This window comes from Acidiferrobacter thiooxydans (genome assembly GCF_003333315.1).
Taxonomy (GTDB): domain Bacteria; phylum Pseudomonadota; class Gammaproteobacteria; order Acidiferrobacterales; family Acidiferrobacteraceae; genus Acidiferrobacter; species Acidiferrobacter thiooxydans.
Window position 1 is genome coordinate 507,263 of sequence record NZ_PSYR01000002.1, and the last position, 21,678, is coordinate 528,940.

A 21,678-nucleotide genomic window follows, 5' to 3' on the forward strand; every position below is an offset into this window, starting at 1 on the left:
ATGCCTACCTTTGTGTACATGACGCGTTGCGATGGCTGCGGATACTGTGTTGACATCTGTCCGTCAGACATCATGCACATCGATAAAGTCACGCGGCGCGCCTACAACATTGAGCCGAACATGTGCTGGGAGTGCTACTCGTGCGTCAAGGCCTGCCCGCAGGACGCGATCGATGTGCGCGGCTACGCCGACTTCGCCCCGCTGGGACATTCTGTGCGCGTCCGCCGCGACGAGCAAAAAGGCGTCATTGCCTGGCGCATCAAGTTCCGCAATGGCGAAAAAGACATGGAACTGCTGGCGCCGATTACGACCAAACCCTGGGGTAAACACATTCCTCAACTCTCCGATGTGCCTGCGCCGAGCCAAGCAATGCGTGATAGCCAGTTGCTGTTTAACGAGCCTAAATACATTCGTATGGATGAAGGCGATCTGCACACGCTGGAATCGAACGGTCTCGTGATGAAAGAAGGGGTGTACTACTAATGGCTTACAACACGGTTGTCGAAGACAATATCGACATACTTGTCGTAGGAGCGGGCCTGGGCGGCACGGGCGCCGCGTGGGAAGCGCGCTATTGGGGGCAGGACAAGAAGATCGTCATCGCCGAAAAGGCCAATATGGACCGTTCGGGTGCGGTGGCTCAGGGCCTCTACGCAATCAACTGTTACATGGGTACGCGCTGGGGCGAGAACAAGCCTGAAGATCACGTCCGTTACGCGCGGATGGACCTGATGGGGATGGTGCGCGAAGACCTGCTGTTCGATATGGCGCGTCACGTTGATTCAGCCGTTCACCAGTTCGAGGAGTGGGGCCTGCCGATAATGCGCGATCCCAAGACCGGCGCTTATCAGCGCGAAGGGCGTTGGCAGATCATGATTCACGGCGAATCCTACAAGCCGATCGTCGCCGAGGCCGCCAAGAAATCCGCCGACAAGGTCTTCAACCGGGTCTGCATCACTCATCTGTTGATGGATGATGCCAAGGAGAACCGCGTGGCCGGTGCGGTCGGCTTTAACGTCCGTACCGGTGATTACCACGTCTTCAAGTCCAAGACGGTGATTGTTGGGGCGGGCGGAGCCTCCAACATATTCAAGCCGCGCTCAGTCGGTGAAGGTGCGGGTCGCGTCTGGTATGCGCCGTGGTCGTCGGGTTCAGCCTATGGCCTGATGATTCAGGCAGGCGCGAAAATGACCCAGATGGAAAACCGTATCGTCCTGGCGCGATTCAAGGACGGTTACGGTCCGGTGGGAGCGTATTTTCTGCACCTCAAGACCTACACGCAGAACTGCAATGGCGAGGAGTACGAGTCGAAGTGGTTCCCGGCGCTGACTGAAATGGTCGGCAAGGAATACCTGGATACCGAAGGCCAGCACTTGTCTCACAAACCTATTCCGACCTGCCTGCGCAACCACGCATTCATCTCCGAGGTGAACGCCGGCCGCGGTCCTATCCACATGGTGACGATGGAGGCCTTCCAGGATCCGCACCTTGAGGAGATCGGCTGGCATAACTTCCTCGGCATGACCGTGGGTCAGGCCGTGCTGTGGGCGGCGACTGATGTCAATCCGAAGTATGAAAACCCGGAACTGACCACCTCCGAGCCGTATGTGATGGGCTCGCACGCGACCGGTTGCGGCGCCTGGTGCTCAGGCCCGGAGGACATTTCCCCTCCGGAGTACTACTGGGGCTACAACCGCATGACCACGGTGGAAGGCCTGTTCGGCGCGGGCGATGCCGTCGGCGGTACGCCGCACGCGTTTTCGTCGGGCTCTTTTACCGAAGGCCGTCTGGCCGCCAAGGCTGCATGCAAATACATCGACGACGGTAAGGCCGAGGGCATTCAGATTTCCGATGCGCAGATCCAGCGCCGTGGGGAAGAAATCTTCAAGCCGATGGAGCATTACAGGGTCAACCGCAACGAAATCACGGCGGGTAGCGTCAACCCGCACTACATCAACCCCAGACAGGGCCTGGACCGTCTGCAGAAATTGATGGACGAGTACTGTGCAGGGGCGACAGTCAACTATATGACCAACGACAAACTGCTGCAGATCGGCCTGAAAAAGCTCAAGATCATGGAAGAAGACCTTGAAAAGATCGCCGCCGAGGACATCCACGAGCTGTTGCGCGCCTGGGAACTGAAGCATCGCCACCTCACCTCCGAAGCGGTTATGCAACATACCCTGTTCCGCAAGGAAACCCGCTGGCCAGGTTACTACTACCGGGGGGACGCGATGAAGCTCGACGATGCAAACTGGCACGTGCTCACCGTATCGCGTCGGAATCCGGAGACCGGAGAATACACCATGGAAAAGGCCCCATGCTACCACTTGGTTGGCAAGAATGAGTGAGGCGCAGCTTCGGCGGCGCGCGTGACATGGCCGCTGCCGGCCACCCTGAAGCCACGTACGCCTATTAGCGGTTGTTTCAGAGGAATTGCTCATGACAAGCCCTGTCGCGCAGGCCACACCCAAGACCCCCACGAACATCATCGACCACACCGACGAGGCGATTCTGGCGCTCGCCCACCCCATGTGGCGCGACCTGATCAAATACTCCAACCAGGGGCAATACGGCAAATTCATCCGCAATTTCTCCTACGATCTGCTGCTCGGCCTCAATGAAGTCGAAGTCGGCAAACAGTTCGCCAACAGCGAACTGACCCGAAGCTTGCACAAAGAATGGGATTACCTTGGTATCATCCGTAGAGGGCAGCATGTCACGGTTCTGTACCGGGTCCGAAGCACGAAGAGGGAAGGGGAATGGCTCGGTCGGCTGGTGCTAGGCTATGAACAAGGTGAGGTACGCATCTTTGCCGCCTCTATTTTCTGAAACGTCGGGATACTCATGAAAGCGATCATCGAAGCCAACAAATATGTCGAACTGACATACAAGGTTATCGACCAGAAAACATGCCATGTGCTAACGCAGGTCGAGTTTCCTCTTGGCTATGTCCATGGCGTCACTGAGATATTGTCGCCCCGGGTCATGGACGCGCTGGAAGGCAAATCCGAGGGCGATGTTATCGAGGTACACATAGACTGCAACGACATATATGGCCCCCGGGATGAAGCGCTTGTGGTTATCGAATCCATAGCGAACGTCCCAGCGGAATACCGTGAAGTCGGCACGGCTATTCTTATGGAAAATGACAACGGTCAAACCAAGAGTTTTCTTGTGACCAGAGTGGATGCCAGAACGGTGACGATTGACGGCAATAACCCGCTGTGCGGCCGGGAAGTGATTTTCAAGCTTGAGATAGTGATGGTACGTGATGCCACTGATGAGGAAATTCAGTACGGTGGCAAGATAGAAGCGGCCCCAGACCTGAGTAACTGTCGTGCCGTTCCGCTTTGAATAGTGTGAAAACAGCCTGCGCAAAAGGAAGTGCAGTGCTGAATCCAATCCCGGTAACCGGGCTTAACTCTATCGCTCGATCTGTTGCGCGTTGGGTAGCTTGGTATCGGGGATTCCGCGCCCCATTTGCCATCGAGAGGTAAACAATGAGCGAGCCCACAAAAACCAAGCGTCCGGTCCCGGAAGGCAAATCGCGCTTTCTGACAACGCGGCAAAAAGCGCCGAACGAGAAGGGTTACGTAGGCTACGAGACCATCTGGGAACCGTTCCATAAAGAAGTCAAATATACCACGCCCAAAAAGCCCTAAAACAGGCGGCGCGAATATGGCCGGCCGCGTGGTCATATTGTATACCAGCATGACCTTCCGGATCCTGTGATTCCCCCGTGTGTCGTACGTGTTCTATGGGCAAGGTGCAAGGACGAATCGTGCATCAGCGCGCCGCCCCGCTGGCCGTCCGGGAACGGCTACTAAGATCACGCACGCTGGCGAGAAGACTGGAAAACTACCAGCGGAATCCGTCTAGCATTGTGGGGGGTCTTCAAAACAGATCCCTGAGAGTGGTCACGGTATTTGATGGCGTATTGTTTCATGATCGGTGATGGATGTGGGGCGTAAACCTTAGGAGGACGGGTTTGGCCCCGCCGGATGCGTGCGCAATGGTCAGAACGGCGGGTCGTCGAGCGGCAGGATCTGCTGGTCGTGGTCGCAAGCAGGGGGGTGGCGGATTATCGTAGGCGCGGCGCAACTGCGTGTAGTAGACCATTATTCACTCACGTCTCACGATCCCCAGGAAGCGGCCGTTCTTCCGGTCGATCACGGGTAATTCCCCACTCGGTTCAGTATCCAGGCGCGCAATCACTTCGGCTTGACTCATGAGGGGGCTCAGCGCTTGAACCGGTTCTATGAAATCACCTGCAGCGCCGGTTACTAGCACAGGGGGTAGTGCTTGTGGATGGAGGGCGCGGGCTGGCAGGATGCGACCAGCCAGCTGGGCATTCCCGTCTAGCACATAGAGTGGGCGCGGGGAGTTTGTGTTGGCGAGTAGGCGCTCTAAAACTTCCAGGTAATTGGCAGAGATCGATATGGTTGTAAAATCCTTAGAAAGGGGCCGTCCCCATAGGACCGTGTCGTTCGACTGATCTTGGGCGGCCTGCCGTTTGAGATGGAGAGAGCCGGAGTAGACAGATCGTCTGTCGACTATTCGCGCTGTGACAGAGGCGCCTGCGACGGCAACCAGGACAGGCACCATGATCGTTGTGATGTGGTGGGTGAGTTCCAAGACCAGCACGATAGCGGCTAGAGGGGCTTGCATGCAGGCGGCCAGAATTGCGGCACCTCCGATGACCGCGTAACTGCCAGGTGTGGCGCCGGGCCAAAACCCTGACCAGAGATGCCCCATTGTACCGCCGAGGAGAGCCCCAAATGTTAAGCTTGGGGTGAACAATCCCCCTGGGGCGCCGCTTCCCAGGCACGCGGATGTGGCCAACGGTTTTAACAGTACCAGGGCCGCCAGAAGCGGCAAGCTGATCTGGTCGACCAAGGTCAGTTGAGTAACACCCTTGCCATTGCCGAGCAACTGCGGGAACCAGATGGAGGCTAAGCCTAGCATGATAAACACGAGGACAGGGAGGGCCATGGCGATCCCGCGATGCGGTTTCGCTCTCTCTGCGCGAATGATCAGTCTCACGAAAACCACCGAGGCCAGTCCCGCAATGGGCCCGAAGACGATAGCCCAAATGATTTGGGTGCCAGTGACGGCATAGGTTGGAATGAGGTAGGTCGGCTTAGCCGAAAGGAACAGCCAGGATACGGCGGTGGCGATAAAGGAAGTAGCCAGGGCGGGAGGGATAAGCGGCAGGGCCAGCGAACCGAGCAGAACCTCTAGCGCAAACAGCGCGCCACCGAGCGGCACGTTATAGACAGCCGCCATACCCGCTCCCGCTCCGCACGCGACGAGGAGTCGCGTTTCGGCAGACGATAAGCCTGCCCATTGGGATAGTTTGCTGGCAATGGCGGCCCCAGTTTGTTTCGGTGCTCCTTCCCGGCCCAGAGAGGCCCCCATGGCGACAATCACAATCGAGAGTATGGCTTGAGCGATCGTCTTCACGCAGGCCAACTGTCCGGAGCGAAACCAGATGGCGTCATTCACCCCACCGGCTGCCCCTCCTGGGGTGTGTTTTAGTAGCCAGACGCCGAAGGCTGCTACGACTCCAGCTAGCGACACGACTACGACTCGGCGTAGGGCCGTTGCTTGTTCGACGGCTGACTGGAAATCGCCAGTGTGGTAGGAAAAGCAAGCGTGCTGCACGGTACGCAGAATCAGCATCAGCACACCGGCCCCTATTCCCGTGCCGATACCGGTCAACACGATAATGATCCAGAATCGCAATGAAAAGTTGAACGGCGGACGGCTGGACGAATCATTTGGTTGAGGGGAAGAGCGGTCCATATTAGTTCGTGCCTGTTGTACGGGAGCGAGTTGTGAAGTATAGCGTGTCCTTCCGCCGGCAGAGATGCGTAAAACGCTCGGCCACCGCGCAGATCGGCTAATCGGGGGGCTCAGGGTTGGGGTTTTGCGGGGCGAGCGTCGCCTAGTAGTTCCAGGGCATCTAGGTGGCGGGGTTCGCGGCGACCTCGTTGGTATGATGCCGGAGGGCGACCAAGTATTTGAACGGGGCCACGTGGTTCAGTTCGGCGGTATGGGTCAGGCTCATGAAGGTGTCGCCGACATGGGCCACATCGCGTGCAAGACACGGATCGTGACCGGTCCGTCAGCGGCGTAGCCCGCCAAAGGCATCGCATTTACACCCAGACCCTCAATCTCTCGTTTCAGGGTCGCGTCGAAAGCTTTGGTTCGCCAAGCACGGAGCGTTCTAGAAAATGCGGGCATGCGTGCTTACTCGTCGAAAAACACATCCGTAAGGGGGGCCGGCATCATGATCGGAATCCGAGCCTTACAGTTGGGGTACGCCTGTTCCACGGTGACCCGCACGTAACGTAAAGCACGAGGCCATATATGGGAATAGGCATTTGGGTCTTCCACAATCTCGGCCGACCCGTTCACCCGCGCCCGTGATCGTTTCTGGAAGTCCACGAAGAGCATACCGACATGGGGATTGACTAGAATATTGCCTAGCGAGTTGTAGAGATTGTTGCCGCTGTAATCCGGGAACACCACGATCTTAGGGTTCAGCACCTTGAGTAAAGGCGTGGGTGTACCAACGATGGTATATTCGCGCCCCCGGAAACTGCAATCGCAGGCGCCGTACTGGTTGGCCGATGCCAGGAAGAAGAATGGCTGGCTTTCGAGGAACTCGATCCACGAGGGTCGGATATGGTCCTGAATCATCTGGACCATGGCCGCGAGCTGGGCATCATTCTCCGCCGTTCGCCCCCCACAGAAACGCCTTTGCGCTTCCAATTCGCCGTCATGGAGGATGTTGCCGGTATCCTTGGTCTTCATTCTCAGTCTCCCGTCGGTTTGGCGGTGGGTCGTCGCTTCAACCGTCATCCGTAGAGTGGCGGACATAGATTGGTGACCCCTGCCTCATCGATGTTTGTCCTGCGTGCAGGGGAATATCGCGGTAGCCTATGAGCGCCATCACTGAGGCGATGGCGAGGACGATGGCACCCAGGATCAACGACGCCCGTAAACTGAATTCATCGGCAACACGACCCGCTATCATCGGCCCGACGGCCTGCCCGACCGAGAACACGACGGTAAATAGCGTGATGCCTTTGGCCCATTGTGGAGCGGGCATCGCCCGATGAACCAAAATGGCGACTGCCGAAGGTGCTATGAACATACCTAGGCCGAATAACCCCGTGGAGATCAGGATGCTGGGTGCAGAGGCAAGGAAGACAGGCAGTAAGGCACCAGCGAGCGTCACGGTGCAACTGGCGGCAAGGGTTATCGCGGGATTCCACGCATCCAACGCTTGACGCCACGCAAACGGCGAACCGGCAACGCCCAAGCCCAGACCGGCCCACGCCACGGTACCAAATTGCCAGGATAGGCCTTGAGCCTGAATCCACGCGAAGATAAACGTCATGTAAACGATATAGCCGCAGGCAAACAAGAAATAGGCCAGCAAGCTCGGCATCAAGCCGCGGAAAGGGGGGAGGCCTCGGGACACAGTGTTGGCCTCCCCGCTAATCCCGCTGGCTTCTTGCATGGGCCAGAGGGCGGCGAGAACGGCGACCACGCCCAACGCGAGCCACGCGCCCGGCCAACTTTTGTCCCCCATTGCGGCAATGATTGGGTTGACGACGACGCCGGAGATCGCAATGCCAATACCGGCACCGGCGAAATAAAGCCCCGTCGCCACGCGGCGCAGGCCCGCGCTTGCTTGATAGCGCGCCGCCACGAGCGCGCCACCGCAGGCAAAGACCCATGCGGCCCCGATACCGGCTAACCCTCGCATCGCGCCGAGCCACCACAGGGCAGAATGGAGACCCGTGACGAAGACCGCCACACATGTTAACAGTAATCCGAACATAAATAGCTGGTTGGGACGGACGTGCCGTAGTAGCCAATACGCGGAGACTGCGCCAACCACGTAGCCCAGCGCATTCAGGGTGTTGAGGGCGCCGGCGGTGACATAGCTCCAGTGCAGGCTCTCGCGCATGGCAGGTAGCAAGAGCGCATAGGCAAAGCGTGCTAAGCCCACGGCCACCGCCACGCCTAAACTGAGACCAAAAGCCGGCCAAAGCGACAGATCACGGCCCGCGATAGGGGTGTCCATACGCATCATCGTCTCTCCTCGTGGGGGCGGAACCGCATCTGCGCCCGGAAAATGGTGACAATAGGGGATGGGAAAGCCCCATGAACCCCATGTACCCCTATAGGCCGAGCGCGCTTAAACTCGGGTGATCGTCCGGTCTACGTCCCAGGGGCCAGTGATACTTCCGATCGGATACCAAGATCGGCAGGTCGTTGATGCTGGCAAGGCGCCGAGCCATCAAGCCTTGACCATCGAACTCCCAGAGTTCATTACCATAACTGCGATACCAGACCCCCGAGTCGTCATGCCATTCATAGGCAAATCGCACCGCGAGGCGATTGTCGCGGAAACCCCACAATTCTTTGATCAGGCGGTACTCGAGCTCGCGGGCCCACTTTCGTTGCAGGAACGCGCGTACCGCCTCTCTCCCCACCGGAAACTCCGCGCGGTTTCTCCAAACGGTATCGTGTGTATAGGCCTGCACGACGCGGTCCGGGTCGCGAGAATTCCAGAGGTCCTCAGCTAGTCGCACCTTGAGAAGGGCGCTGTTTTCGGTAAATGGGGGGCCGAACGTTTTAATCTCCATAGCGGTTATCCCTTTAGTCTGACGATCGCAGGTAGACCGAGCTGTCTACCTGAGAAGAGTCTACACAAGCAAGACCGATCTGTCTACAATAAGCCAATGGCCATTCACAAAACTGCCCATCCAGTATCCGAGAGTAGGCGGCCCGCACGGGAGCGGATTCTGCTCACGGCGCACGATCTTTTCTATCGGGAGGGTATTCGTGGCACGGGTATTGACCGCATCATTGCCGAGTCCGGCGTGACCAAGGTCACATTCTATCGTCACTATCCCAGCAAAAATGCTCTGATCGAAGCGTATCTTGACTATCGCCATGGGCAGTGGATGGATTGGTTTCAGGACGCCTTGAGACGGCATGGCGGTGGCGTGGAGGCCATCGTCCCGGCGCTGCAGGAATGGTTTACGAAACCCGATTTCAGGGGGTGTGCGTTTATCAACACTATGGGGGAGATGGGGGCCGCCTTGCCGGAAACCGTGCAGTGGCTACAACGGCACAAGGCTAGTATTCGAAAAGTGATCGAGAATCTACTGCCCGCCGGTATCGGGCGGAAGCCTACGGCGGACGCCATCGCCTTAGGAATAGACGGGGCAGTGGTGCGGGCTGCAGGGGGGGAGATAGCGTCTGCTCTGAAGGGATTGAGCCTGTTGATTGTTTGTCTCGACCGTGCCTACCGTTATCGGCAAAAAAATGAGGGCATGGGGGATGGCCGGCCACGATGATTTCCGATTGGCGGATGCCCTACGCCGCGGCCCTTTTACGTTCCGTCGAGCGAGCGCGCATAAAGTCGCACGAGGGCCGTACATCTTGTGCGTCAGATTGCTAGGGATGAATGGCAGATAGCCGATACCAACTCGTTGTAATTATTCACAGAATGGTTATGGCGAGCATAGGCATTGGGTCCGTGACCCGGCGATATACCCCTTGTACCTGAAGGTGTAATTATGATGAGTTCCAGACAGCAAGATTCGGGTCGCGTCAGGACTCGGTTGGCCCTACTGTGCCCTCATATTATCGTTATCTGACGTGGAACCCATGATGCATAGGATCATTGAACCATCCATTCTGTATTTTGGTACACCGGTTATCCTTATTAGTACCCGCAATGAAAATGGGACTTACAATGTAGCGCCCATGTCATCGGTGTTTTGGCTTGGGTGGCATTGTATGCTGGGTTTAGCGGCGAGCTCAAAAACGACACAGAATATGATCCAGACAGGCGAATGCGTCCTCAACCTCGTCTCGGTGAATGAGGTAGCGGCAGTGAATCGCCTAGCGCTTACAACGGGCTCGTATCCTGTGCCCGAGAGTAAGCAATGCCGCGGATATCGGTTTGAAAGCGACAAGTTTGGGGTCGCGGGCTTGACGTCCATGCCGTCTGATACGGTTGCAGCGCCGCGTGTACGGGAATGCCCGGTGCAACTCGAAGCCATTGTGGAAGCGGTACACAGTATGGCCGAAAAAGACAGTGCCGAACGGGGGCGCTTTATCGGTATCGAGGTGCGGATCCTGCGCATACATGCGGATGAAGAAATCCTTATGGGTGGCGAGCAGCATCGGATTGATCCCGATAAGTGGCGTCCCCTTATGATGAGCTTCCAGAGATTGTATGGGCTGGGCTCGCCGGCGTATGAATCGGTATTGGCGACGGTCCCGGAGTCTGTCTATGGTAATCCGGCCGAAAAGGGACACCCTATTTGAGGGTAGGGTCGCATGTCGGATCGGGTGGGGCATGGGATGTCGGATTATGAGCGCATCGCAAAAGCCATCGCGTTTATTGTAAGCCATGCGGGTCGCCAGCCAGGCTTGGCAGATATGGCTGCACACGTCAATCTGAGCCCGTTTCACTTTCAGCGCTTATTTTGTCGGTGGGCCGGTATTACGCCCAAGAGGTTTTTGCAAGTGTTGACGGTAGAGAACGCAAAACTGCTGCTGTGCGGTGCGAAATCCGTACTGGAAGTATCAGACGCGGTGGGTCTGAGTAGCGGTTCACGTCTTTATGATCACTTTATTCATCTTGAGGCGGCTACTCCTGGCGAATATCAGATGGGGGGCGCCGGGTTAACGATCGACTACGCTATACACGATACGCCGTTCGGGGCCGCCTTTATTGCACTTACGCCCCGCGGGATTTGCACATTGGCCTTTCTGGATTCGACGGGAGCCGATGAAGAGGTCGATGCTCTGCGGAATAAATGGCCTCATGCGCAGGTGCGCGCCGATATTGGCCGCACACAACCGGTACTTGCGGCGATGTTCAGCCGGAAACAACAACAGGATCGACCTTTGTCTTTGTATGTTTCAGGTACGAACTTTCAGGTGAGTGTTTGGAAGGCATTGCTGCAGATACCAGAGGGGAGGGTCGTGAGCTATTCACAGGTCGCTGCAGCTATGGGTCATCCCCGTGCGGCAAGAGCGGTGGGGCAAGCGGTGGGTGCAAACCCCATTGCCTTTCTTATCCCTTGTCATCGCGTGATTCAAGAAAGTGGCGATCTGGGTGGGTATCGTTGGGGATCGACCCGAAAGCGCGTTATTCAAATGTGGGAAGCGGCACGGTACGAGGAGTAGGGGGTTCGTTTCGCCGGGGGTGCTTATGGCCTAGGGGTCGTAGGTGTTTATGTCGCTGGGTAGAGCGTGATTACCTTACCCGCGCCAATGAAAACCAAACGCCTCCCAGAGGCCGCGCCCGCCTTGTGCCGTCACATGCACGCACCGAGTCTTCCCCTCTCGCCGGATCCAGCGCTGCTGCTCCAGATAAAGCGCGAGCGCGGCCCCGACCGCCCCACCGATGTGGGGGCGGCGCTCGCTCCAGTCGATACACCGCCGCGCCAGATGGCGCCGGGCCGATTCGAGCGTGGACCGCTCCAGTCCCAGGGCCGTGAATTTGTCCCACCCGATCTCGGTGACCGCGTAATCCCGCCCCACGAGACGCACCAAACCGAGGCCCTGCAAGCGGTCGGTGCGTGTCAAGGCAGTTGCCGCCTAAGTTATGCACTCTTGCGTTTTTCGGTTAAGGGATCGAGGGCCGCATTGATTGCTGCCTCTCGCTCCGGATTTAAAGTGACCACCGTTATCGGCGACCAGTTGCGGGTCGGTCCCGACCAGCGACGCGGGTGTCGTGCCTTGGCTTCCTGATACAGAGCATGACGGGCGGTGAGGATCGCGACATCCTCTCCGGCGTGGCGTTGTGCCGGGCTTACATAGCGAATCCCGCTGTGGGCATGGTCATGGTTATACCAATGGACGAAGGTAGCCGCCCAGGCACGCGCGGATTCCAGATCCGCAAAGCCTCGTTCCGGGAATTCCGGCCGGTATTTGGCGGTGCGAAAGAGCGATTCCACGAAGGCGTTGTCGTCGGAGACGCGCGGACGGGAGTAGGACGGCTTCACGCCCAGCCAATGGAGCATGGCAAGCACCGTGGTGGCCTTGAGCGTTGCCCCATTGTCACCGTGGAGCACGGGCTTTTCGTGAAGACCGTGGATTCCTTCGGCAAGAGCGGTGCGTCGCGCGAGATGCGCCGCGTGATCAGCGTCATCGGTGTCGGCGACCGTATAGCCCACGATCTTGCGGCTATAGAGGTCGAGGATCAGGTAGAGATAAAACCAGAGCCCCGTAACCTCGGCTGGCAAATAGGTCATGTCCCAGCACCAGACCTGGCGGGGGCCGGTAGCCACATGAGTGGTGGGCGGTCGCGAAGGCCGCGGGGTCTTTGCCCGACCCCGGTGGTGGGTTTGCCCTGCCGCTCGCAAGACCCGGCTGAACGTGGATTCGGAGGCGAGATACACGCCTTCATCGGCCAGTTTCGGCACGATCCGCGCAGGCGGCATTTCCGCAAAGCGCGGTTCGTTGGCCACCGCCAGAATCCGCGCGCGTTCGGCCGCGGACAAGGCATGCAAGGGCGTCTTGCGCACAGCCTCTGGACGTCGGTCTCCGTGCGTGAGGCCCAAGCCCCGCTCCCAACGTTGCAGGGTGCGGCTATCAATGCCGGCGAGCGCGCACGCGGCGTGCAGGCGGGCCCCTGCGGCCTGCGCTTGCCGGATATTCTGGGCGAAAGTTTGGCGATCGTTCAGCGGAATCATTCGTCCGCGCCCTCTCGAAGGATCGCCGAGAGTTTTTTTGAGAGCACCAACAAGGCCGCGGTCTCGGCTAAGGCCTTGTCTTTGCGCCGCATCTCGCGTTCGAGCTCCTGAATGCGCCGCCGATCCTTGCGGGTCTCCTCGGGTCTGGCCCGGACCTCGGCCGGGGTGGCCAATGCCGCGATGGCCTGATCCCGCCAGGCTTCCAGATCCGAGGGATACAGGCCCTGTTCACGACACCATGCACTGCGGGCCGTCTCGTCCAGCGCGGCGGTGGCGATCACGGCCTCCAGACGGGCAGTGGCCGTCCAGGTCCGCTCCGTTCTCGGGGCCCCCAAGGCCTCGGCTCGCCAGCGCTCGAGCGTGGCGATGCCTACCCCCAGCTCGTGAGCCACTGTATCCACTGAAGCGCTTTCTGGCGGCAACAGCCGGGCCACGGCCTGATCCTTCAATCGTTGTGCGTATCGTGCCATCGTTCTCTCACCTCGCCCCCCAGATTAACGATTAATGGAGGCGGCAACTACTGTGACACAGGGGGCGGTCCGACAGTGCCACCCCCAAACGGCCCGCGAGATGGTCATAGCACAGGCGTGCACTGCGCAGCGGGGCGACTTTGGGCTCGTCGGGCCGGCTCTCCCGGGACAGAAGCGGCGCTCCGTGAACCGCAAACAGGTCCTCGGCGGCCTCCATGACCCGCGGAGAGGCCAGGCAGTAGTAGCGGTAGCGGCCGCAGACCTCGACACGCAACAGGCCGGCCTTTACGAAGCGCGCCAGATGCGCGCTCGTAGTCGAGGTGTTGATCCCCGCCCGATAGGCCAGTTCCGAGACCGGCAGCGCCCGCCCGTCGGCCAACGCCAATAGGATCGCTGCTCGCGTTGGCACCGCCAGCAGTTGGGCGATTTGGCTTAAGGCTACGGCATCATCCATATTTCGTTTGCCACCGCAACGTTGCGGATCAAGGACATGATAACGTGTCCACCGATAGTCGTGAACATTGACATACCGGAGGAATAGCGAATGGCATTGTTACCGCTCTATGTAAATCCCGACAATCTGCCGTGGACCCCGGGGAGCGCCTTATTGGGCGCTAGCGCCCTCTATGGCGGCCAGGAGACCGTGTTTGTAAAGCGGCTTAGCGATCGGCGGGAGCAAGGCGAAGGCGTGGCGCAGATTGTGCGGTTTAGCCCGCCTTCGGGGATGCTGATGAAGGTCCTCGCTATCGCGGGTTCCGATGAGCACATCTATATCCTGTCCGGCGGTCACTGCGACAAATCGGGGCGTCAACGGCAATTGCCGGGACATTATATGCTGCACCCCCGCGGCCATCGGCATGGTGCCATGTTCGCTACGGAAACGACGGCGCTGGTTGTCTACACCGGTGAGCCGGATGACCTTATTGATTTTCAGATCGTTCCTCTCGGTAAAAGCGACAAGGTGCCATCCTGAATCGGTAAAGTGGTGTTGTGGCCCACACACATTACGGCCCAGCGTCCCGGCCTATTCGAGGTGAAACAAGGAACGCCATCCTGTGCTTTTGCAGATGAATCGCCAGCCAGCAAGGCGCCGGATGGATCACGGATTTGCCGGGGGAGACCCGCTCCATAGGTGGAGAATGAACGGCATTTGATAGGGGGTGACGAGACAGTCGAGCGGGAGGTTCTCACGATGCAAGTAGGCCAGGAGCGCGAGCAGCTCGCCGAAAGGCCTGGGATCGAGGCGCAAGGATCCTCCAGGTCGACGGGGAACGTCGCCCCATCCCCGAGGCTCAAGAGAGCCTATCCGATCCGCCGGTCCCCCGAGGTGTCGCATGCGGCGCGATCCCAAAGCCGTCCCAGTTGGAAGGCCCCCCGCCGAAGACCGGTGTCATGAGCAGGAGGGCCCGTCATCCGCAGGCCCGGCGCCGCCATTCTCCCGGTCAACCGGAAAGACAGGCGGTGGGTGGCGGCCACGGCCGACGGCCGTGCCGCCCCAACGTGACGTGTCACGTATCCGCCATACGACGCAACTAGACTCCAATCATGCGCACCCTACAGCGCCGCTCTTTAGGGCCACGACCAAAACAGATCGCACAAAATGACGCCGCCCGGATCGCCTACTGCACCACAAAAGAGCAGGCAAGGGGATGCCAGACAATAAGAAAAGACAAAATGACACGGCGATTCAATGGGATATAACACTTCACTTCGCTGGCATGTTTCATGCCCGCTTATTTCGCGCTCCCAAAGGCGTGTTCTATAAATCCGTCCCCTTGGAGCGTGATCCAAACGGAAGTATCCGGGAGCATCAAGGGTTCGGGGATGCGGACGCACAGAATAGCAAGGATGACATCGCTCACACGGATCGAACGAGTCGCGACGCGGGTCCCAATGCCATTTGGCTATTCACAGTGAGCGCATGGATTCTTTGGCTGTCGGCCATCAAACCCCAGGAGTCACGCTACCCATTCCTGCGTAGGTGGTTCATGCCGATGACCATAAAGTTGTGCATGGAGATCAATGAGGCTGGGATACCTTTCGTGCGTGAGCGTGTGTCGTAGTGGGATCCCATAGTCTCGTGTCTCTGTGTCTATATACAAGATACATGGAATCCGGAACCCGCCAATACAGAAATGTGAGTGGAGAAATTGCGGGCGCATGAACGCTACGCGTTCGGCTATGGCGATGTCTGTGGGTTTATTGAGCCTCTGTTTTCAGGTAGGCGTCCGATAGGATGGCCGGCGTGCCTCGGTGCGTGTCAAGGCAGTTGCCGCCTAAGTTATGCACTCTTGCGTTTTTCGGTTAAGGGATCGAGGGCCGCATTGATTGCTGCCTCTCGCTCCGGATTTAAAGTGACCACCGTTATCGGCGACCAGTTGCGGGTCGGTCCCGACCAGCGACGCGGGTGTCGTGCCTTGGCTTCCTGATACAGAGCATGACGGGCGGTGAGGATCGCGACATCCTCTCCGGCGTGGCGTTGTGCCGGGCTTACATAGCGAATCCCGCTGTGGGCATGGTCATGGTTATACCAATGGACGAAGGTAGCCGCCCAGGCACGCGCGGATTCCAGATCCGCAAAGCCTCGTTCCGGGAATTCCAGCCGGTATTTGGCGGTGCGAAAGAGCGATTCCACGAAGGCGTTGTCGTCGGAGACGCGCGGACGGGAGTAGGACGGCTTCACGCCCAGCCAATGGAGCATGGCAAGCACCGTGGTGGCCTTGAGCGTTGCCCCATTGTCACCGTGGAGCACGGGCTTTTCGTGAAGACCGTGGATTCCTTCGGCAAGAGCGGTGCGTCGCGCGAGATGCGCCGCGTGATCAGCGTCATCGGTGTCGGCGACCGTATAGCCCACGATCTTGCGGCTATAGAGGTCGAGGATCAGGTAGAGATAAAACCAGAGCCCCGTAACCTCGGCTGGCAAATAGGTCATGTCCCAGCACCAGACCTGGCGGGGGCCGGTAGCCACATGAGTGGTGGGCGGTCGCGAAGGCCGCGGGGTCTTTGCCCGACCCCGGTGGTGGGTTTGCCCTGCCGCTCGCAAGACCCGGCTGAACGTGGATTCAGAGGCGAGATACACGCCTTCATCGGCCAGTTTCGGCACGATCCGCGCAGGCGGCATTTCCGCAAAGCGCGGTTCGTTGGCCACCGCCAGAATCCGCGCGCGTTCGGCTGCGGACAAGGCATGCAAGGGCGTCTTGCGCACAGCCTCTGGACGTCGGTCTCCGTGCGTGAGGCCCAAGCCCCGCTCCCAACGTTGCAGGGTGCGGCTATCAATGCCGGCGAGCGCGCACGCGGCGTGCAGGCGGGCCCCTGCGGCCTGCGCTTGCCGGATATTCTGGGCGAAAGTTTGGCGATCGTTCAGCGGAATCATTCGTCCGCGCCCTCTCGAAGGATCGCCGAGAGTTTTTTTGAGAGTACCAACAAGGCCGCGGTCTCGGCTAAGGCCTTGTCTTTGCGCCGCATCTCGCGTTCGAGCTCCTGAATGCGCCGCCGATCCTTGCGGGTCTCCTCGGGTCTGGCCCGGACCTCGGCCGGGGTGGCCAATGCCGCGATGGCCTGATCCCGCCAGGCTTCCAGATCCGAGGGATACAGGCCCTGTTCACGACACCATGCACTGCGGGCCGTCTCGTCCAGCGCGGCGGTGGCGATCACGGCCTCCAGACGGGCAGTGGCCGTCCAGGTCCGCTCCGTTCTCGGGGCCCCCAAGGCCTCGGCTCGCCAGCGCTCGAGCGTGGCGATGCCTACCCCCAGCTCGTGAGCCACTGTATCCACTGAAGCGCTTTCTGGCGGCAACAGCCGGGCCACGGCCTGATCCTTCAATCGTTGTGCGTATCGTGCCATCGTTCTCTCACCTCGCCCCCCAGATTAACGATTAATGGAGGCGGCAACTACTGTGACACAGGGGGGCCTTCATACGGCGACCTAGACGCGTGTGCCCACAAGGCAGGGGACCCATTGAGCACTTTACCGATTGAGGTGACAGAGCTTGTGAGGACGTATCGTGTGCCGGACAAAATGCCGGGCATCGCAGGCGCCTTAAAGCATGTCGTACGTCCGCTATATCGTGAGATTACCGCTCTCTCTGGCATCAGCATGCAAGTGGGCCCAGGAGCGCGCGTAGCGTGTGTAGGTCCGAATGGCGCAGGTAAGTCCACGTTGTTAAAAATCCTAACGGGCGTGCTGGTACCTTCATCCGGATCCGTCAAGGTAAACGGATTGGTGCCATCGTCTGATCGAGTTAGGAACAACAGGCAAATTGGTGCTGTATTTGGGCATCGCACGCAGCTTTGGTGGGACCTTCCTGTGGCGGAATCTCTGAGTATCTTGGCGCAAATGTATGGTCTATCGCGTGCGGCGTTGGAACGCAATGTGGCGTGGTTCGATGATATGCTCGGCATTGGTCCTTTGCTCGCGCGGCCGGCGCGGCAACTTTCGCTGGGCGAGAGGATGCGTTGCGACTTGGCGGCGGCGCTCCTTCACGAACCGCGCGTGCTTTTTTTGGATGAGCCCACTATCGGGCTTGACGTCGCAGTAAAAAACGAAGTCCGCGAATTTCTGAAAGTAACAAGCCTCGAGAGAAACACGACACTGGTCATGGCTTCGCACGATCTCGGGGATATTGAGGGTATCTGCGAGCGCCTTATCATGATAGAGAAGGGCGGCATCGTCTACGATGGTCCGCTCGCCGCGGTGCGAGAGCGTTTCGGGTACGAGCATATGATTGAGTTCCAGTTTTCCGCGGCCGTGCCGGACGCCGTTAAGGTGGCGGAGACGTTGCTGGGATCTTATCAAGGAGTGTTTGCAGAAGCCAGTACGGTGCATCAATTGCGGATACGTTTCGATAATCGCATCGTGTCGGCCGGCATGATCATTCATGCTTTGGCACCTTCCTTACCGGTGCGAGATGTGCACATCGGGACTCCAGATACCGAAAGCATAATCCGAAGCTTGTATAAGAGAGAACTGCGATACGAGGATCTCTGACTCCCATGCCACCCAGATGGAAACCCCACACAGCACTCTTGCGTGCCGCGTTTATGGAGGGATTGGCGCGGCGTAAGACGGCTATGTTTGCCTTTCTCGGCAATCTAGCGTGGCTCATTATCCCATATTACATTTGGCATCACGTCTATATTGCCAAGCATATGGTGGGTGGGTTTAGTTGGAATGAAATGAGAACCTATATTTTTTTTCCTTTTTGCTTAATGGACTTTTGACGTTTCGTGTCGAGACGGGTCTCTTTAATCTGGTACGAACAGGCCAGATTGTAATGGAGTTGATCCGACCCATCGATTATCAATTGAGTCGTCTCATGGTGGTCATAGGCGGCGCATTGGCCGATGCGTGTTTTAGTATCCCTTCTGTTGTTGCGCTTGGGGTACTCTTTTTACATCCCGAGGCACCGGCGTCAACGGAACGGGCTCTGGTCTTTGGCGTGAGTGTCGCCATCGGTTTTCTCATAAAGTTTCTCCTTAGCTATGTCACGGCCGCCTTATCGATCTGGACGGAGAATATTGTCGGTTTGGTGTGGTTGCGAAGCGCGATTACGGATATTTTTTCCGGCGCCGTTGTGCCATTGACGTTTCTGCCTGTAGTCGTCCGGCAAGTGGCCCAATGGTCACCGTTTCAGGCGGTTATCTATATTCCCCTCGCAATCTACTTGGGGCACGGTCCACCGATTAGTGACCTCCTTGTTCAATGTGCGTGGGCGGCAGGCTTATGGGTCATGGCCAAGGTCCTATGGTCTCAAAGCCTGAGGCGGCTTACGGTCTTGGGAGGCTAGCGCGTGACCAAATGGCATTTCTGGCGACTGTATTGGCGTCTTATTTTTTTGCATGTGCGCGCCCAATTGGAATTCCCGCTTGATTTTTGGGTGGGGGTCTTGGGTTCTGCTTTAAAACAACTGACGGCCTTAGTGTTTCTCGGAGTGCTATTCGCGCACATTCCCGCGATCGATGGCTGGAACCGTTGGGAGGTGGCATTTCTCTTCGCCTTGGTGCTCATACCGCAGGGTCTTGCCGATATCGTCGCGGCAGGTCCCTGGAGCCTCCGTGTTCTTGTCAGTCAAGGGGGATTTGACCGCATTTTGCTGCGTCCTGCGCCCCCTCTGCTGCTAATTCTCGCCCAGTTCGCCAACTTTCACCAAGGAGTGGCCACCATCGTCCTTGGCGCCGCGTTGTTGGTGATTACCAGTGGCCACCTGCACATGGTATGGGGTGTGGCCTCGGTGATTGTGTTTTTGGGGGCACTGGGAAGCGGAACGGTTATTATCGGTGCCATCAACCTGGCCGCGAATAGTTATGTGTTTTGGGAGCCTACGCCAACCAGCGCTTTGCCTTTTCTTTTTAACAACCTGATCGAGGTGGCCAAATTCCCCTTAAGCGCCTACAACAACGCATTCATACGCGTGATGCTTACTTACGTCATTCCCTTCGGCGTCATCAGCTATTACCCGGGAAGAATGCTTCTCGGTAAATCGGCCATCAGCGCCGGTGCGGTTTTACTAACGCCCGCCATGGCTGTAGTCGTCGCGGCCGTAGCGTACGGGATGTGGAAGGCGGGTCTGGCGCGTTATCAAAGCAGCGGCCACTAGAAGCCTGTAACGAAACGGGGGGCTGGACGGGGGCGAACATTGTGGGCACGGTCAATAGGCAGATCATTCGCGATATATGAGCGTCGATCTATCCAACAAGAGAAACACTGTAATGTCAACCCGAACATCACAAACGTGATAACGGGATGGCATTGAGATGTTCAAGAGACTCGGTCCTAGCACGGTCCAGAGCGCCAGCGGTTCCATCATCGGAATTACCGATCGCTACACCATTGAGTACCGTGAGAACGACGAGATGGCGAAAATCGCGGTGGACCTTGGTATACCGACATTCGGCGTCTACCGCGATACGCTAACCGGCTGGATCCTGGCCAACGTGACAACGCTGCCCATGACGGACACCGACAGGCTGCAGGTCTTGGACAACATCGGCCGGGGGCTTGCGTGTATGGATGTGAAAGTCGAGTGGGTCTATGGTCCGTCTCCGTGAGCCTGTCGGATTTTGAGGGGAGGCGGCGATCCTATGTAATCTGGGTAAACAAGTATATAGGAGGCCATTATCCGAATTGGATAATTGCGTGCCCAATGGGCGACGGCCGTTGTCGGTCTCGCGCGTAGAGTTGGTGTCGCAGATTGCCCTCGCTAATCAGTTCCGCCAGCTCCTTCACCCAACCGCCACCGGCCGCCCGGTGATCTTTCCCCAGAATCACGGACACTCAGTTAAGCCACATGCCGCTGCTCGAAGGTCTCGGGAGAGAGGTACCCGAGACCGGAGTGTAGGCGCTTTCGATTATAGTATATTTCGATGTATTCGAAAACCTGTTTCTGCGCCTCCTGACGTGTCGCAAAGCGTTCTCCATGGATGGCCTCGACCTTCAGGCTGTGGTTCCAGCTCTCCATGGCCGCATTGTCATAGCAGTCGCCTTTCTTGCTCATGCTGGCAATGAGGCCATAGGCCTTCAGAAGACGCCGATAGTCATGCGCGCAGTATTGGCTGCCACGGTCGGAGTGGAGGATAACCCCGCGGGGCCGCTTGCGCCGCCAGAGCGCCATACGCAGGGCATCGCAGGTGAGTTTGGCCGTCATCCGTTCGGACAGGACTAAGCCCACGACTGTGCGGGCATAGAGATCGAGCACCACGGCCAGATAGAGCCATCCCTCGTCGGTGGCGATATAGGTGATATCCGAAACCCACTTCTGGTTCGGACGTTGCGCGCTGAAGTCCTGATTGAGGAGATTGGGCGCCACCGGCAGATTGTGATCGGAGTGGGTCGCAGCCGCAAACGTGCGGGCGGCCTTGGCCCGCAGCGCGTTTTGGCGCATCAGGCGCGCCACACGGTTCTTTCCGACCCGCTACCCCTCGTGACGTAGCGCCCAGGTGATGCGCGGCGAACCGGCGCCCCCCTTGTGGTCGTTGGTGATGCGCCGTATGGCCTCAACAAGACTCTCATCGGCCTTCGTGCGCGGTCGGGTGGGACGGTCCCGCCACTCGTAGTAACCGCTGCGAGAAACGGACCTCAGGCCACACATAAGGGCGATCGCATGCTCCCCTTCGTGGCATCGGATCAGGGCGTACTTCACTTCGACTGATTCGCTTACCGTACGCTGAGGCTTTTTTTAAAAACGCGTTCTCCTCTTTAAGGCGCGCCCTATCCCGCGCGCTAGGCGGACGACCCAGGCCTCCTTCAACCGCTGTGCCTCGGTGACAGTGCCCTCCATCTGGCGCTTGCGCCGCCAGGCATAGATTTGGGTCAAGGCGATCCCGAGATCCTGGGCCACAAGGGCCACTCCATCCCGCTCGGCGCGCTTCAAGGCTTGGTCTTTGAACTCGTCGCTGTAACGCTTCCGAGTCGTCTTCTCGGTTGGCTTCTTGGTTTTCATCATCTCACCTGAGGTCAAGAGTTTATTC

General features: G+C 58.4%; 18 protein-coding genes and 4 pseudogenes. 12 read left to right on the forward strand and 10 right to left on the reverse strand.

What is annotated here, in order from left to right:
• The 4 genes from aprB (at window position 1) to C4900_RS09440 (ending at window position 3,357) form a co-directional block, all read left to right on the forward strand.
• Window positions 1-483, forward strand: a complete 483-nt coding sequence (gene aprB / locus C4900_RS09425) for an adenylyl-sulfate reductase subunit beta (protein WP_065971926.1) — start codon at window positions 1-3, stop codon at window positions 481-483.
• On the forward strand, window positions 483-2,351 hold the full coding sequence (gene aprA, locus C4900_RS09430; protein ID WP_065971925.1) for an adenylyl-sulfate reductase subunit alpha: 1,869 nt from the start codon (window positions 483-485) through the stop codon (window positions 2,349-2,351). Before aprB ends, aprA begins: the two co-directional genes overlap by 1 nt.
• 91 nt (window positions 2,352-2,442) lie before the next feature.
• Window positions 2,443-2,832 carry a hypothetical protein gene (locus C4900_RS09435; RefSeq protein WP_065971924.1) on the forward strand — a complete coding sequence of 130 codons (390 nt, stop codon included), beginning with the start codon at window positions 2,443-2,445 and terminating at the stop codon, window positions 2,830-2,832.
• Window positions 2,833-2,847: 15 nt separating this feature from the next.
• A complete protein-coding gene (locus C4900_RS09440) occupies window positions 2,848-3,357 on the forward strand; it encodes an FKBP-type peptidyl-prolyl cis-trans isomerase (RefSeq protein WP_065971923.1) in 510 nt (169 codons plus the stop codon).
• Window positions 3,358-4,125: 768 nt separating this feature from the next.
• Here the strand turns inward: C4900_RS09440 and C4900_RS09445 are convergent.
• From C4900_RS09445 to C4900_RS09460, 4 genes are all read right to left on the reverse strand, one after another.
• A complete protein-coding gene (locus tag C4900_RS09445) occupies window positions 4,126-5,808 on the reverse strand; it encodes a chloride channel protein (protein WP_083996242.1) in 1,683 nt (560 codons plus the stop codon).
• A gap of 447 nt (window positions 5,809-6,255) precedes the next feature.
• Window positions 6,256-6,822 carry a pyridoxamine 5'-phosphate oxidase family protein gene (locus tag C4900_RS09450; RefSeq protein WP_176716032.1) on the reverse strand — a complete coding sequence of 189 codons (567 nt, stop codon included), beginning with the start codon at window positions 6,820-6,822 and terminating at the stop codon, window positions 6,256-6,258.
• Window positions 6,823-6,859: 37 nt separating this feature from the next.
• Window positions 6,860-8,113 carry a YbfB/YjiJ family MFS transporter gene (locus tag C4900_RS09455; protein WP_211306874.1) on the reverse strand — a complete coding sequence of 418 codons (1,254 nt, stop codon included), beginning with the start codon at window positions 8,111-8,113 and terminating at the stop codon, window positions 6,860-6,862.
• An 88-nt stretch (window positions 8,114-8,201) separates the two neighbouring features.
• Window positions 8,202-8,669 carry a nuclear transport factor 2 family protein gene (locus C4900_RS09460; protein WP_065971921.1) on the reverse strand — a complete coding sequence of 156 codons (468 nt, stop codon included), beginning with the start codon at window positions 8,667-8,669 and terminating at the stop codon, window positions 8,202-8,204.
• Window positions 8,670-8,765: 96 nt separating this feature from the next.
• Here C4900_RS09460 and C4900_RS09465 point away from each other — a divergent pair, with 96 nt between their 5' ends.
• The 3 genes from C4900_RS09465 (at window position 8,766) to C4900_RS09475 (ending at window position 11,232) form a co-directional block, all read left to right on the forward strand.
• The gene (locus tag C4900_RS09465) at window positions 8,766-9,386 is read left to right on the forward strand and encodes a TetR/AcrR family transcriptional regulator (protein ID WP_065971920.1); all 621 of its coding nucleotides are present in this window, start codon (window positions 8,766-8,768) and stop codon (window positions 9,384-9,386) included.
• Window positions 9,387-9,702: 316 nt separating this feature from the next.
• Window positions 9,703-10,365, forward strand: coding sequence for a flavin reductase family protein (locus C4900_RS09470; RefSeq protein ID WP_065971937.1), 663 nt, complete (start codon window positions 9,703-9,705; stop codon window positions 10,363-10,365).
• A gap of 36 nt (window positions 10,366-10,401) precedes the next feature.
• Window positions 10,402-11,232 carry a methylated-DNA--[protein]-cysteine S-methyltransferase gene (locus C4900_RS09475; RefSeq protein ID WP_065971936.1) on the forward strand — a complete coding sequence of 277 codons (831 nt, stop codon included), beginning with the start codon at window positions 10,402-10,404 and terminating at the stop codon, window positions 11,230-11,232.
• Window positions 11,233-11,307: 75 nt separating this feature from the next.
• Here the strand turns inward: C4900_RS09475 and C4900_RS09480 are convergent, their stop codons facing one another.
• From C4900_RS09480 to C4900_RS09490, 3 genes and pseudogenes are all read right to left on the reverse strand, one after another.
• On the reverse strand, window positions 11,308-11,634 hold the full coding sequence (locus tag C4900_RS09480) for a hypothetical protein (RefSeq protein ID WP_114282985.1): 327 nt from the start codon (window positions 11,632-11,634) through the stop codon (window positions 11,308-11,310).
• A 17-nt stretch (window positions 11,635-11,651) separates the two neighbouring features.
• A pseudogene (locus tag C4900_RS09485) lies at window positions 11,652-13,213 on the reverse strand (IS3 family transposase).
• Between the two features lie 31 nt (window positions 13,214-13,244).
• Entirely contained in the window at window positions 13,245-13,667 is a 423-nt protein-coding gene (locus tag C4900_RS09490; RefSeq protein WP_114282986.1) for an ArsR/SmtB family transcription factor, read from the reverse strand.
• Window positions 13,668-13,757: 90 nt separating this feature from the next.
• Here C4900_RS09490 and C4900_RS09495 point away from each other — a divergent pair, with 90 nt between their 5' ends.
• Window positions 13,758-14,186: a hypothetical protein gene (locus C4900_RS09495; protein ID WP_065971918.1), complete on the forward strand. Its 429-nt coding sequence runs from the start codon at window positions 13,758-13,760 to the stop codon at window positions 14,184-14,186.
• A gap of 126 nt (window positions 14,187-14,312) precedes the next feature.
• Here the strand turns inward: C4900_RS09495 and C4900_RS16030 are convergent, their stop codons facing one another.
• A complete protein-coding gene (locus C4900_RS16030; RefSeq protein WP_170132496.1) occupies window positions 14,313-14,462 on the reverse strand; it encodes a hypothetical protein in 150 nt (49 codons plus the stop codon).
• A 1,032-nt stretch (window positions 14,463-15,494) separates the two neighbouring features.
• Window positions 15,495-17,056: pseudogene (locus C4900_RS09505) on the reverse strand (IS3 family transposase).
• A gap of 174 nt (window positions 17,057-17,230) precedes the next feature.
• Here C4900_RS09505 and C4900_RS09510 point away from each other — a divergent pair.
• From C4900_RS09510 to C4900_RS09525, 4 genes and pseudogenes are all read left to right on the forward strand, one after another.
• A complete protein-coding gene (locus tag C4900_RS09510; protein WP_114282988.1) occupies window positions 17,231-18,199 on the forward strand; it encodes an ABC transporter ATP-binding protein in 969 nt (322 codons plus the stop codon).
• A 208-nt stretch (window positions 18,200-18,407) separates the two neighbouring features.
• A pseudogene (locus C4900_RS09515) lies at window positions 18,408-18,998 on the forward strand (ABC transporter permease); the annotation flags it as partial.
• Window positions 18,999-19,001: 3 nt separating this feature from the next.
• Window positions 19,002-19,808: an ABC transporter permease gene (locus tag C4900_RS09520; RefSeq protein ID WP_065970518.1), complete on the forward strand. Its 807-nt coding sequence runs from the start codon at window positions 19,002-19,004 to the stop codon at window positions 19,806-19,808.
• A gap of 157 nt (window positions 19,809-19,965) precedes the next feature.
• The gene (locus tag C4900_RS09525) at window positions 19,966-20,259 is read left to right on the forward strand and encodes a hypothetical protein (protein ID WP_065970516.1); all 294 of its coding nucleotides are present in this window, start codon (window positions 19,966-19,968) and stop codon (window positions 20,257-20,259) included.
• Window positions 20,260-20,489: 230 nt separating this feature from the next.
• Here the strand turns inward: C4900_RS09525 and C4900_RS17280 are convergent.
• A pseudogene (locus C4900_RS17280) lies at window positions 20,490-21,650 on the reverse strand (IS3 family transposase).
• Between the last annotated feature and the right edge of the window lie 28 nt (window positions 21,651-21,678).

What these genes read in the sequence shown, in the direction of transcription:
- C4900_RS09475 (WP_065971936.1), top strand. Translation starts at nt 10,402, where the DNA reads ATGTCGGATTATGAGCGCATCGCAAAAGCCATCGCGTTTATTGTAAGC.
- aprB (WP_065971926.1), top strand. Translation starts at nt 1, where the DNA reads ATGCCTACCTTTGTGTACATGACGCGTTGCGATGGCTGCGGATACTGT.
- C4900_RS09465 (WP_065971920.1), top strand. Translation starts at nt 8,766, where the DNA reads ATGGCCATTCACAAAACTGCCCATCCAGTATCCGAGAGTAGGCGGCCC.
- C4900_RS09510 (WP_114282988.1), top strand. Translation starts at nt 17,231, where the DNA reads ATGCCGGGCATCGCAGGCGCCTTAAAGCATGTCGTACGTCCGCTATAT.
- C4900_RS09460 (WP_065971921.1), bottom strand. Translation starts at nt 8,669, where the DNA reads ATGGAGATTAAAACGTTCGGCCCCCCATTTACCGAAAACAGCGCCCTT.
- C4900_RS09435 (WP_065971924.1), top strand. Translation starts at nt 2,443, where the DNA reads ATGACAAGCCCTGTCGCGCAGGCCACACCCAAGACCCCCACGAACATC.
- C4900_RS09470 (WP_065971937.1), top strand. Translation starts at nt 9,703, where the DNA reads ATGCATAGGATCATTGAACCATCCATTCTGTATTTTGGTACACCGGTT.
- C4900_RS09440 (WP_065971923.1), top strand. Translation starts at nt 2,848, where the DNA reads ATGAAAGCGATCATCGAAGCCAACAAATATGTCGAACTGACATACAAG.
- C4900_RS09450 (WP_176716032.1), bottom strand. Translation starts at nt 6,822, where the DNA reads ATGAAGACCAAGGATACCGGCAACATCCTCCATGACGGCGAATTGGAA.
- C4900_RS09490 (WP_114282986.1), bottom strand. Translation starts at nt 13,667, where the DNA reads ATGGATGATGCCGTAGCCTTAAGCCAAATCGCCCAACTGCTGGCGGTG.
- C4900_RS09455 (WP_211306874.1), bottom strand. Translation starts at nt 8,113, where the DNA reads ATGATGCGTATGGACACCCCTATCGCGGGCCGTGATCTGTCGCTTTGG.
- C4900_RS09495 (WP_065971918.1), top strand. Translation starts at nt 13,758, where the DNA reads ATGGCATTGTTACCGCTCTATGTAAATCCCGACAATCTGCCGTGGACC.
- aprA (WP_065971925.1), top strand. Translation starts at nt 483, where the DNA reads ATGGCTTACAACACGGTTGTCGAAGACAATATCGACATACTTGTCGTA.
- C4900_RS09525 (WP_065970516.1), top strand. Translation starts at nt 19,966, where the DNA reads ATGTTCAAGAGACTCGGTCCTAGCACGGTCCAGAGCGCCAGCGGTTCC.
- C4900_RS09445 (WP_083996242.1), bottom strand. Translation starts at nt 5,808, where the DNA reads ATGGACCGCTCTTCCCCTCAACCAAATGATTCGTCCAGCCGTCCGCCG.